Here is an 11,981-nt window from a genome sequence, read left to right as displayed (position 1 = left end):
TTCACTGGAGAATTACGTATTCCTCGCTACAATAGACTGAAATTTCCCCAGCTTTTTCTCCTTGCTGCCATATAAGGCGGCTTTTTTAGTCTCTCAAATAACAACAATATAGTGGTGTACACGTGCAAAAGTATGTAAGTGAAGCGCGTCAGTTATTAGCTCTGGCAATACCGGTGATTCTTGCGCAAATCGCTCAAACCGCAATGGGGTTCGTCGATACCGTCATGGCGGGCGGATACAGCGCGACGGATATGGCGGCCGTCGCCATTGGTACGTCGATCTGGCTGCCGGCTATTCTGTTTGGCCACGGACTCCTGCTGGCGTTGACGCCGGTAATCGCCCAACTCAATGGCTCCGGCCGCCGCGATCGTATCGCCCATCAGATACGCCAGGGATTCTGGCTGGCGGGTAGCGTCTCCGTTTTGATTATGGTCGTGCTGTGGAATGCGGGTTATATCATCCGCTCCATGCATAACATCGACCCGGCGCTGGCCGATAAAGCCGTCGGTTATCTGCGCGCATTGCTGTGGGGCGCGCCGGGATATTTGTTTTTCCAGGTAGCCCGTAACCAATGCGAAGGCCTGGCCAAGACTAAACCGGCGATGGTGATGGGGTTTATCGGCCTGCTGGTGAACATCCCGGTTAACTATGTTTTCATCTATGGTCATTTAGGTATGCCGGAACTTGGCGGCGTAGGCTGTGGCGTGGCCACGGCGGCGGTTTACTGGGTGATGTTTGCCGCCATGCTGTCTTACGTCAAACACGCGCGTTCAATGCGTGACATCCGTAATGAGCGAGGATTCCAGAAGCCAGACACTGCAGTGATGAAGCGTCTGGTACAGCTGGGTTTACCCATCGCGCTGGCGTTATTTTTTGAAGTGACGTTGTTTGCTGTGGTTGCGCTACTGGTTTCCCCGCTGGGGATCGTCGATGTGGCCGGGCACCAAATCGCGCTGAACTTTAGTTCGTTAATGTTCGTTTTGCCGATGTCGCTGGCTGCCGCCGTCACTATTCGTGTCGGTTATCGTTTGGGTCAAGGTTCCACGCTTGAGGCGCAAACGGCAGCCAGAACGGGTTTGGGCGTTGGTGTCTGCATGGCGGTAGTGACGGCGATTTTCACCGTGACCTTCCGTGAGCACATTGCCCTGCTCTACAACGATAATCCGGAAGTTGTCGCTCTGGCGGCGCAACTCATGTTGCTGGCCGCGGTGTATCAAATATCGGACTCTATCCAGGTTATTGGCAGCGGTGTCCTGCGCGGTTATAAAGACACGCGCTCTATCTTCTTTATCACCTTTACAGCCTACTGGGTGCTGGGTCTGCCAAGCGGCTATATTCTGGCGCTTACCGATCTGGTGGTCGACAGGATGGGACCTGCAGGTTTCTGGATGGGCTTTATTATCGGTCTGACCTCTGCGGCCGTATTAATGATGCTGCGGATGCGTTATCTGCAACGCCAGCCGTCTGCCGTCATTTTGCAACGCGCTGCACGATAAGCTCACAATAGCCGCCGTCAGGCGGCTTTTTTACGCCTTCAAAAGGGACTGGCGTTTTCGGCATTCACCCACTGTTCGCTGACAGGATGCCTGAAACGCAATGCGCTGGCATGCAGCATCAGTCGCGGGGTGAGTTCAGTACCTGGCAGCAAACGCCCACCATACAAATCGCACCCCAAAATAGGATGTCCCAACTGCTGACAGTGGATCCGGAGTTGATGGGTACGCCCGGTTTCAGGCGTCAGTTGTACCCGCGTTAAGGGGAGTAATCCCCCGTCCTTCTGGCGATGGAGAAAACGCTCAACAACCTGATAACGCGAACGCGCGGGCTTGCCGTTAACGGCGCAAATCGTCATCAGCGGAAACCGCGCCGGATCTTTGCTAATCGCTGCGTCGATAACCCCTGCATTGTTTTCCAAATGCCCGCATAACAGCGCGCTGTATACCTTCGTCACCATGCGCTGACTAAACTGCTGGCACAGCGCGGCGTTAATACCCTTGTTACGTGCCACCACCATCAGCCCGGAGGTGCCGAAATCAAGCCGATGGACCAACGTGCAACCGGGATAAATCTGTACCAGCCGGTGATGTACCGAATCGAGATTCTGCGGATTTTTCCCCGACAAGCTAAGCAGCCCTGTGGGTTTATTGATAAGCACCAGATGCTCGTCCTGATAGAGAATCTCTATCTCGTCATGACAAGGCGGGGCAATAAAGGTATCAAGGATTGTAGACATCAGACAGCCAGGATGGAATGTGGGCACGGATGATAACGAATTTTCACTGCACTGGCGAATCGACCCGCGTAACTAATGGCAATCATTACATGGTAGAGTGGAGGTTATCCCGAGTGCAAAGAGAGGGTTACACAGTGCAACAAATCGATTTTTATATGGTAGACGCCTTTAGCACCACGACGTTTGCTGGTAATGCCGCCGCTGTATGTCCCCTCACGGACTGGCTGCCCGATGAAACATTATTAAAAATGGCGCAGCAGCATAACCAGTCGGAAACCGCTTTCTTTGTCGCCAATGATAATGGCTTTGAGCTACGTTGGTTTACCACGCAGGGAGAAATTAATCTCTGTGGGCATGCCACGCTTGCCGCGGCGCATGTGATTTTCGAACATCTGGATTACCCGGACACGACGATCCATTTTGCCACCCGATTTGTAGGTCCGCTGATGGTCACACGCAGCGGTGAATGGCTGACGCTTGATTTTCCTGCCTGGCAAAGCGAGCCTGTCATACCGCCCGCCTTACTGCTGGAAGCGTTAGGCATCACAGAATATAAAGAAGTTCGCGTGGGTCGCGATTACATGGTGGTGTTGGAGGATCAGCACCACGTCGAGGCTGTACGTCCGAATATCCACGCCATGGTTCCACTAGGCAAAATGGTTTGTATTACCGCGCCTGGCGACGGGGAATATGATTTTGTCAGCCGTTTCTTCTGTCCGGGCGAGGCCATCGCAGAAGATCCCGTCACGGGTTCGGCGCATAGCATGCTCATTCCTTACTGGGCCGCAAAACTGAATAAAACAGAAATGTTGGCGCGTCAGGTATCTGAACGCGGGGGAGATTTACGCTGTCAATTGGCGGACTCTCGCGTTTATATTGGCGGGCAGGCAACCACTTACCTGACGGGTAAAGTGCTGCTACGCTAACCCTCTTATCCGTTACACAACCCAATCCAGGGAGGATATATGTCGAACAAACTGGTGCAGATTCACTTTAATTTTCATGGTCCGTTTGGCGCCGAGATGTCGCAGCAACTTGTCGAACTGGCCGAATCCATCAATCAGGAGCCGGGCTTTATCTGGAAAATCTGGACCGAGAACGAAGCCAATCATGAAGCTGGTGGCATCTATCTGTTTCAGGATCAAGACTCCGCACAGGCTTATATCAAAAAACATACTGCCCGCCTGAAGCATCTGGGTGTGGAAGAAGTGTTTTTCAAAATCTTCGATATCAATGAGCCATTGAGTAAGATTAACCACGGTCATATTGGCTAACGTTATTGGCTTAAACGCCCCGTTCTGGGGCGATACCTCCTCCCCCAGTTTTCCCCTCACTCATATCCCAACATCCGCTATATAGCGTGTGTCACGTTTGTTTTAGTTCACAAAATCAGCGCCCATGAAAACTATCACTAGCCGACCGGAGCATGAAGGCGTATAAATAATACAAACAGTATTATTTTATACAAATTGAATTACCAAAAACACAGGAGATCGCTTATGTCGCCAGACATTACGCTCAATGCTTCACCAGGAAGTTTCCCCCCGGCGGGTCATTACTCGCACAGTACAACGGCAGGTGGTTTTGTGTTCATTTCCGGGCAACTGCCAGTCACCCTGGATGGCGAAAAAAAAGCCGATGCGTCTTTTGAAGAACAAACCAGACTGGCCTTACAAAATGTCGATGCCTGTCTGGCTGGCGCTGGAGTCTCGCGGCAACATCTGGTTTCAGTGCGTGTCTATGTGACGGATATCAACCAGTGGCCGACATTTAACAGGATCTATGGTGAGTGGATCGGTGATTTTCGCCCTGCCCGTGCTGTCGCTGGCGTTGCCGAACTTCATTACGGTTTTGCCGTAGAAATCGAAGCGATAGCTTTGGCCGCACAGGTCTAATTTTTAACTGCATACAGGTGAATAAAAATGACTGATATGACACTGCCTGATTATAACGATATTGTCGCTGCGGCAGAGCGCATCGCAAATTATGCCAACAAAACACCGGTAATGACGTCCCGCACGGTTGATGAAGAATTTGGCGCTGAAGTCTTCTTTAAATGCGAAAACTTCCAGAGAATGGGCGCGTTCAAATTTCGCGGCGCTATGAATGCGCTACGCCAGTTCACGCCACAACAACGGGCTGCGGGCGTCGTGACCTTTTCTTCGGGGAATCATGCGCAAGCCATAGCCTTGTCGGCAAAATTATTGGGGATTCCGGCGACAATTATCATGCCGCATGATGCCCCGGCTGCCAAAGTTGCCGCGACCAAAGGGTATGGCGGAAATGTAGTGATTTACGATCGCTATACTGAAGACAGAGAAAAAATTGGTCAGGACCTGGCTGAGAAACAAGGGCTGACGCTGATCCCTCCTTACGATCATCCGCACGTTATTGCGGGCCAGGGCACCGCAACGAAAGAGTTGATTGAGGAAGTGGGACCGTTAGACGTCCTTTTCGTATGTCTGGGTGGCGGCGGCCTGCTATCCGGTTCCGCACTGGCAGCGAGGCATCTTTCCCCTGACTGTGTGGTCTATGGCGTAGAACCTGAGGCAGGCAATGACGGTCAGCAGTCGTTTCGCAGCGGCAACATTGTTCATATTGATACACCGAAAACCATAGCCGATGGCGCTCAGACTCAACACCTTGGGCAATATACGTTTGCGATTATTCAGCAAAACGTGAACGATATTCTGACTGTCTCAGATACTGAATTAGTCACCGCGATGAAATTTATCGCGGAACGAATGAAAATCGTCGTAGAGCCAACGGGCTGTCTGGGTTTTGCCGCTGCCAGAGCACGGAAATCTGAACTTCAGGGTAAGAAAATCGGCATTATTATCAGCGGTGGAAACGTGGACATCAGCCGCTATGGTGAATTGCTGGCTGGATGATAAGCAAGGTATCTGCCATGCAGATACCTTATTCCTGTCTGTACATTCCCGTCTGGAAAAGCGAGCCCTGCTCACTGTAAACTGCTCGTCATCGTGGCAAAAGGCACCACTGCAGGAGACTGGCATGCCAAAAACCGACAATAACTCGCTTCTCAGCCAACTTGATACTATCGCCAGAGGGTTAAGCGAGACCTTTTCTCCCTTTTGTGAAGTGGTTGTTCACGACCTCAAAAAACCTGAACATGCCATTTTGTCCATCCATAATAATCTTTCCGGACGTAAACCAGGCCAACCAGCAACAGAACTGGGTCTGGCGCGCATAGCATCACCAGACTTTCCCAGCATCATCGCCAACTACAGCAATCAGTTTGCTGATGGTCGTCCGGTAAAAAGCACTTCCATTGGTATCAAGGATGAGGACGGTAAATACGTCGCAGCGCTGTGCCTTAATGTTGATATGACGTTGTTTCGGGGTATACAGAGCGCGCTTGCACAATTTACTGAAACCGAAGACTCCCCCATAAAAGAACATATCGATCCCGGTAGTAATGAAGTTATTCGCCAGCGTATTGATGACTTTGCCGCTAAACGCGCGACCACGGCGCGCGCGCTCAAACCTGAAGACCGTAAGTTATTGATTCAACAACTCCGTAAAGAAGGTTTGCTGAACGTACGAAAATCAATGGATACCGTCGCGCAGCATTTAGGCGTGTCGCGAGCCACCGCTTACCTGTATGCGCGCCAGTCGGCACACATGCGCGATTAAGCTGATTCAGACAGGCATAACTGCCTCAACTTGCCTGTCAATCATTGCTGGCACGCAGCAAGCCCACTTACGGGGCTGCTTTACAGCCAGAAATTATCATCCAACGAAAAAACGTCACCTTATGACTGCAAAAAATAAACCTTGGCATTCGTAGGTATTTATTTGCGCTGACTGAATTGATAGCTTATTTTTATACAGACGGGGTAAATTTTAGCGGTACTTTAAATGACAGCATCGGCCTTACTTAATCAATGCATAAAATGACCCCACACTAACCCACTGATTTCATTAAGTTAAAAAACAAAAAGGCGTACTGTAAAATAATGTCCATACAGTATATATAAATAGCATAATATCTAAATTATAATCTTTTTACATCCGGAAGTCAGGTGAGGTCAGAATGCGGGTATTTGTCATGTTGTTAAGCTTGGTTGTCTCCACACAGCTCTGGGCGGGTGAACTTTCCAAACCTACGGGCAAAGTCCTTTTAACCGTGTCCGGTAATATAGAAAATACAAATGAAGACGGGAAAGCCACTTTTGATACCGCCAGCCTCGAGAAACTGGGCATGGTAAGTTTTCAGACCACTTCTCCCTGGTATAATGGACGCACGACTTTTACGGGTATTCCACTACAAAAGCTCATGGATTTTGTTGGGGCGAAAGGTACGGTTGTAAAAGTTACTGCGCTCAATGACTACACCACCGTTATCCCTCTCAATGATTTCAAGAAGTACAATGTCATTCTTGCTTTAAAAATCAACGGAAAATATATGCAAATCCGTGATAAAGGGCCGTTATTCATTGTGTATCCCTATGACAGCATATCTGAACTGAATAATCAGATTTATTACTCAAGGTCAGCATGGCAGGTCAGTAGAATGGATATTGAGTAAGCGTTCAGAGGAACATCATGAACAGAATACTGGCTGGCATCATATTTTTTCTTTTTATATCTACTGGGTATATTTCCTTCCTGGTGCATGAAAGGCAGCAAGAGTTACAGAAATTAACGCATTACACCGATTCATGGTCCGCTGCGCAAATGGTATCGCAATATTACCGATTCGAATCATTGCTTGGTCTTTACACTATCGATGAAACGATGGGCCTCGATGAGGTACGCCTGCGCCTCGACATTATGCTTAGCCAGAGTGATTTGATAAAAGAAGGTGATTTAGGGCACTATATAGCGAGCAATCAGGCGCACAGTGAACTGGCGTTAAAACTTGAAAATACGCTTAACTATCTGGACGTTAACCTCGAGAAAATGAACCGTTCAGAACTCCAGGCATACCTGAAAAAAATGCATACGCTGGATTCGCAACTTGGCCGCCTTTCATCCGGCGCGTTAAATAAGGATGTTAACTCGATCAATAACGCCAACCTTAAAATTCAAACGCTGTACTATATTTACTCGGCAACATCTGTTCTGCTGATCATACTGAGTGCGATACTGGGTGTACTGATATTCTTTCAGAACAGAAATATTCTGCGAGCGCATCTTCAGGTAAAGAGTCTCGCTGAAGAACTTCAGAATTCTAAAGAAAAGTTGCAAATCCAGAATGCAAAACTGGAATATGACGTCTACCATGACTCGCTTACTGATATGAATAACCGCCAATTCTTCTGGGGGAATTTAAATCAAACAATCGAGATGGCAGAAAAAAACAACGATTCCGTGACTGTGATGCTGTTTGATTTAGACCGATTCAAAGAGGTAAATGATACCTATGGTCATGATGCCGGTGATATTTTATTACGCCAGATATCGGACCGTCTGATTTCAATGAGCCACACTTCAGATACGCTGTATCGCTTAGGTGGAGATGAGTTTGCGTTTCTCTCAAGTGGTCTGACAGAGAGCCAGGCCGTTTCGCGCGCCCAAAAGATATGCGATTTTATCAGCCAACCCTATACGATTTATAACACAATTATAAACATAACTACCTGTGTTGGGATTGTTATATCAGAAACAGAACGCCGCTCCGATTATCTTTATAAATTTGCAGATCTGGCCCTGTATGAAGCCAAAAATGAAGGTTCAGGTAAGATAAAAGTCTTCCGGCAATGGATGTTAGAAAAGCTGCAAGAAAGCAGAACGCTTGAGCATGATATGGCGATGGCCATAGTGAATAAAGAATTCGTGGTTTATTATCAGCCTATTGTGGATTCTTTCAGCCGGGAAATTTACAGCTATGAAGCCCTTATTCGTTGGGTTCACCCTCTAAAGGGCCTCCTGTCGCCGGATAGCTTTATTCCTGTTGCTGAAAAAACAGGCATGATTAACGAGATGGGAAAATTTGTGCTGGAAATTGCCTGTACGGAAGCGGCTTCCTGGACGATTCCGGCCAAAATTTCAGTCAATGTCTCGCCGGTACAGCTAAGCAGCAAAGCCTTTGCCGGAATAGTGCTGACTATTCTGAAAGAAACAGGACTCCCCGCTCAACGCCTTGAACTGGAGGTCACTGAATCCTCTATCTTTACTGAGAGTAATACGCCGATGAATACGCTGAATAAACTCAGAGCGCTGGGCGTGAAAATCTCCATCGATGATTTTGGTACCGGGTATTCTTCTCTTTCCCGGTTGAGCCGGCTGGCCTTCGATAAAATAAAAATAGATAAGTCCTTTGTACATTCACTGTCTACCCAGGACGATGCCCTTAATATTATCAAACTCATTACAGGCATGGCGAAATCCCTTAATATGAAGGCTGTTGCAGAAGGCGTTGAAACGCAAGAACAACTGGAAAAACTTCAGGCACTGGGCTGTGATTTCGCACAAGGATATCTGTTTGGTAAACCTCAACCGGGAATTGATGGGAAAATCAGACACGGCTAAATCAGAACGGATATCCCTGGCCGCTAAAGTGGGGCAACAACACTGTTGCCCCACTATGTAGGTTTTACGGAAATGACCTGTTTCATTACCTGTTTAAAAAAAATGATGGGACGATATCCTCTCTGAGCTTACGTGAGTCGGTATCCGCAAGTATTGAGCAGAGATCTTCAGCAAAAGTTGGTAAATCCTCAGAACGGTTCTATAGTCGGGACTGCTTCTCATTACAGGATTCACCGATGCGATTTAACGGACTGACCAAAGGTTTCTTCATTTTCATACTTGCCCTCGTTACCTGGGCGTTCTTCGACGTGCTGTCCCCCTACTTTTCCGCCATTTTGTGGGCCGCGATCTTAACGACTATTTTTAACCCGGTAAAAAACAGGTTGCGCAGCGCACTTGGCGAACGCAACGGGCTGGCATCGTTAATAACCATCGCCATTATCTGTTTAATTGTCTTTATCCCACTCATGGTGATCCTGTCATCGCTGGCCATTGAACTCAATGTGGTGTACAACAAACTGCAACAAAACGACACGCAGTTTCCCGAAGTCGTCACCTCTATTCTTTCGTATCTTCCTGGCTGGGCGCGAGGATTCCTCGCAGAACACAATCTGGATAATGTTGCAGAAATCCAGAAAAAGCTGTCCGACATTGTGTTGCAAGGCGGCCAGTACCTTGCGGGCAGCGCGTTCCTGATCGGTAAAGGGACATTCGGCTTTGCCATCAGCTTTGGCATCATGCTGTATCTGCTGTTTTTCTTGTTAAAAGATGGACCTTATCTGGTACGCCAGATTCTGGACTCATTACCACTTTCTGATTTTGCCAAACAGCATTTGTTCGCCAAATTTGTCGGTGTAACGCGCGCAACCGTCAAGGGCACAGCGGTTGTGGCTTTAGTTCAGGGGATTCTTGGCGGCATCGCGTTTGCGATTGTGGATATCGACGGCAGCGTTCTGTGGGGCGCATTAATGGCATTTCTCTCTCTGGTGCCTGCCGTCGGCTCGGCAATCGTCTGGGTACCCGCAGCCATATTCCTCTTCGCTACGCACCAACTGTGGCAAGGGCTGTTTATCGTCGGGTTCTTCGTGATTATCGTCGGTCTGGTGGACAACATTCTGCGCCCGCTTTTGGTAGGAAAAGACACCAAAATGCCGGACTACCTGATTCTGATAACCACCCTCGGCGGGATGGAGATTTACGGCATTAACGGGTTTGTGATTGGCCCCCTGATCGCCGCACTGTTCATTACCTGCTGGAACCTGTTTTCCGGGCGCGATCATGCCGGTAACGTGGAAGGTATCGACGAAGCCTTTATGGAAGAAGGAAAAAATCCTCCAGATTTATGATGTCAGGACGATAACAGAAGGCGGCCCAGAGCCGCCTTTTTTATTTTCACGCAAAATCATACGTTTCCTATAATTTCAATCATGCTAATTGATTAATCGTCGCAGAAGGAACTAATCAGTGCGAATAGCCACAATCACCAACTGGGCCTACAGCGCGACGGTATGCCTGACCATCGCCTCCGGCGTTGTCATGCTGATGGCGTCCAACGCCGATAACACCGAACGCCAGGTGGTGGAACAACGTTATAAATTTGACCAACTGACCGAAGAAGTGGAACTCGACGCCTGGTCGCTGTCTGATATGGCGCGTCTCTACGTGGTCAGTAAAGACCCTGATGCTTTGAAAAACTATCGTCAGAAAGAGGCGTCACTGAAAGCCGTTGAGCATCGTCTGGCAGCGTTGAAAGATGCCGGAGCGACAGGTGAAGAACTGGCGCTATTGCATGAAGGATTGCAGATTGTTGATGCTCTGCAGGACGAACAAACTGCAGCGCTGGCCAGCGTCGCGCGGGGAGAGCACACACAAGCGATTGCCCTGCTCTTCAGCAAAACCTATGAACAGGAACTGGAGCGGGCACAGGACCGGATAGACCATTTCCGCCAGTTGCTCGACAACCGTGTACTCAATGCCATTGAAGATGCCACTCAGGCGTCACGTACACTGCGCACAGCCTCTGAAGTGATGGTCGGTCTTACGGCGCTGCTCTTTTTGTTCGTTCTTGGGTTTATATTGAAGCGCCGTGTGTTGCGCCCGGTGGTGCGTTTGAGCGATGTAGTTAACCGTCTGGCATCGCAAGATTATGCTGTCGAGACACCCAGCTTTAACCAGATCGATGAAATTGGCGATATGGCCCAGGCGATCCGGATTTTTCGCGAGAACGGGCTGGCCCGTCAGCGGCTGGAGAAAGAGAGAGACGCCGACTGGGGGATCCGCGAACTACTGGCGCGCATGACGCAGCGTCTGCAGGGGTGCGAAAGTTTTGCCGATGTTATTAATGTGGCGGAACTGTTCGCGCCGAATATTGCTCCAGGTATCGCCGGCCGACTGTACATACTGGATCGGGAGCCCTGGCAGATGCGCTGCGTTGCGCAGTGGCTCTCACCAGAGGGTAAAGCCGATGCGTTTCACCCGGACGAATGCTGGGCGGTACGCCGCGGCCAGAGCCATCCACCGGTACAAGACGAACCGGATATCGCCTGCTACCATCTGCCAGAATCGTGCCAGCGGCATACCTTATGCGTGCCGCTGATTGCCCAGGGTGAAGCCATCGGCCTGCTCTCATTTCAGAATCTCAGCGAGGATTCCACCTCATCTCGCGCCTACCTGGAACTGATGGCAGAAGCACTCGGCCTGGCATTAGCCAACCAACGCCTGCGCGATGCGTTGCTGGAGAAAGCGCTGTACGACCCCCTAACCGGCCTGCGCAATCGTCATCATCTTGAAGATACTCTCCGTACCCAGATGAGCCAGGCGGTTCGTACCCAAGAACCGATCAGTTGCCTGATGATCGATATCGACCATTTCAAAAACATCAATGACCGCTTTGGTCATGAGGCCGGCGATAGTGTGATAAAAAGTATCGCCGCCGTTATTCAGCGTGTTGTCCACGACAGCGGCATGGCTTTCCGTTACGGTGGCGAAGAGTTTCTGGTACTGCTGGCAGGTGCGGATGAACAGGCGGCCAATAGTTTTGCGACGGATATTTACAACGGCGTACGCGAATTGTCACTGCGCTTTGGCGTATCCGATATTGGCCACGTGGATGTCTCTATCGGTGTTGCCAGCTACCCGCAGCATGCCCAAAGCGATAATCTGCTGCGTGCCGCAGACGTCGCGCTGTATCGCGCAAAAGAACTGGGGCGCTCGCGCATTGTGAGCTTTGGCATGCTGGAAGCGAGCTGAA

At 49.6% G+C, this 11,981-nt stretch carries 11 protein-coding genes; 10 read left to right on the top strand and 1 reads right to left on the bottom strand.

Annotated features, from left to right (window positions below; all coding sequences use genetic code 11):
* Nucleotides 1-122 precede the first annotated feature (122 nt).
* Nucleotides 123-1,496: a multidrug efflux MATE transporter MdtK gene (gene mdtK / locus FDX09_RS11500; RefSeq protein WP_061381408.1), complete on the top strand. Its 1,374-nt coding sequence runs from the start codon at nt 123-125 to the stop codon at nt 1,494-1,496.
* Nucleotides 1,497-1,534: 38 nt separating this feature from the next.
* Here mdtK and FDX09_RS11495 read toward each other — a convergent pair whose 3' ends face one another.
* Entirely contained in the window at nt 1,535-2,233 is a 699-nt protein-coding gene (locus FDX09_RS11495) for an RluA family pseudouridine synthase (RefSeq protein ID WP_087856343.1), read from the bottom strand.
* A 134-nt stretch (nt 2,234-2,367) separates the two neighbouring features.
* Between FDX09_RS11495 and FDX09_RS11490 the strand changes: the two genes are divergently transcribed.
* From FDX09_RS11490 to FDX09_RS11450, 9 genes are all read left to right on the top strand, one after another.
* Nucleotides 2,368-3,159 (top strand): PhzF family phenazine biosynthesis protein, encoded by a 792-nt coding sequence (locus FDX09_RS11490; RefSeq protein WP_137347233.1) that lies wholly within the window; start codon nt 2,368-2,370, stop codon nt 3,157-3,159.
* Between the two features lie 39 nt (nt 3,160-3,198).
* On the top strand, nt 3,199-3,507 hold the full coding sequence (locus FDX09_RS11485) for a monooxygenase (protein WP_038640354.1): 309 nt from the start codon (nt 3,199-3,201) through the stop codon (nt 3,505-3,507).
* A gap of 225 nt (nt 3,508-3,732) precedes the next feature.
* A complete protein-coding gene (locus tag FDX09_RS11480) occupies nt 3,733-4,128 on the top strand; it encodes a RidA family protein (protein WP_137347232.1) in 396 nt (131 codons plus the stop codon).
* A gap of 27 nt (nt 4,129-4,155) precedes the next feature.
* Nucleotides 4,156-5,124, top strand: coding sequence for a threo-3-hydroxy-L-aspartate ammonia-lyase (locus FDX09_RS11475; protein WP_137347231.1), 969 nt, complete (start codon nt 4,156-4,158; stop codon nt 5,122-5,124).
* A gap of 124 nt (nt 5,125-5,248) precedes the next feature.
* Complete coding sequence (locus tag FDX09_RS11470; RefSeq protein WP_069324208.1) at nt 5,249-5,890, top strand: helix-turn-helix transcriptional regulator; 642 nt, start codon at nt 5,249-5,251, stop codon at nt 5,888-5,890.
* Between the two features lie 400 nt (nt 5,891-6,290).
* On the top strand, nt 6,291-6,785 hold the full coding sequence (locus FDX09_RS11465) for a molybdopterin-dependent oxidoreductase (RefSeq protein ID WP_137347230.1): 495 nt from the start codon (nt 6,291-6,293) through the stop codon (nt 6,783-6,785).
* Nucleotides 6,786-6,802: 17 nt separating this feature from the next.
* Complete coding sequence (locus tag FDX09_RS11460; protein ID WP_137347229.1) at nt 6,803-8,731, top strand: GGDEF domain-containing phosphodiesterase; 1,929 nt, start codon at nt 6,803-6,805, stop codon at nt 8,729-8,731.
* Between the two features lie 236 nt (nt 8,732-8,967).
* Nucleotides 8,968-10,077, top strand: coding sequence for an AI-2E family transporter (locus FDX09_RS11455; protein ID WP_069324210.1), 1,110 nt, complete (start codon nt 8,968-8,970; stop codon nt 10,075-10,077).
* A gap of 118 nt (nt 10,078-10,195) precedes the next feature.
* Nucleotides 10,196-11,980, top strand: a complete 1,785-nt coding sequence (locus FDX09_RS11450) for a diguanylate cyclase (protein ID WP_137347228.1) — start codon at nt 10,196-10,198, stop codon at nt 11,978-11,980.
* Nucleotide 11,981 lies beyond the last annotated feature (1 nt).

It is taken from the genome of Citrobacter sp. wls717, from assembly GCF_005280955.1.
In the GTDB taxonomy this organism is placed as follows: Bacteria; Pseudomonadota; Gammaproteobacteria; order Enterobacterales; family Enterobacteriaceae; genus Citrobacter; species Citrobacter werkmanii.
Note: the sequence above shows the minus strand (reverse complement) of the source record. Positions and strands in the feature narration are given on the sequence as shown.

Bases quoted from the DNA above. Each gene is read 5' to 3' on its own strand.
- FDX09_RS11495 (WP_087856343.1), bottom strand. From the start codon at position 2,233: ATGTCTACAATCCTTGATACCTTTATTGCCCCGCCTTGTCATGACGAG.
- FDX09_RS11485 (WP_038640354.1), top strand. From the start codon at position 3,199: ATGTCGAACAAACTGGTGCAGATTCACTTTAATTTTCATGGTCCGTTT.
- FDX09_RS11480 (WP_137347232.1), top strand. From the start codon at position 3,733: ATGTCGCCAGACATTACGCTCAATGCTTCACCAGGAAGTTTCCCCCCG.
- FDX09_RS11475 (WP_137347231.1), top strand. From the start codon at position 4,156: ATGACTGATATGACACTGCCTGATTATAACGATATTGTCGCTGCGGCA.
- FDX09_RS11470 (WP_069324208.1), top strand. From the start codon at position 5,249: ATGCCAAAAACCGACAATAACTCGCTTCTCAGCCAACTTGATACTATC.
- FDX09_RS11465 (WP_137347230.1), top strand. From the start codon at position 6,291: ATGCGGGTATTTGTCATGTTGTTAAGCTTGGTTGTCTCCACACAGCTC.
- FDX09_RS11460 (WP_137347229.1), top strand. From the start codon at position 6,803: ATGAACAGAATACTGGCTGGCATCATATTTTTTCTTTTTATATCTACT.
- FDX09_RS11455 (WP_069324210.1), top strand. From the start codon at position 8,968: ATGCGATTTAACGGACTGACCAAAGGTTTCTTCATTTTCATACTTGCC.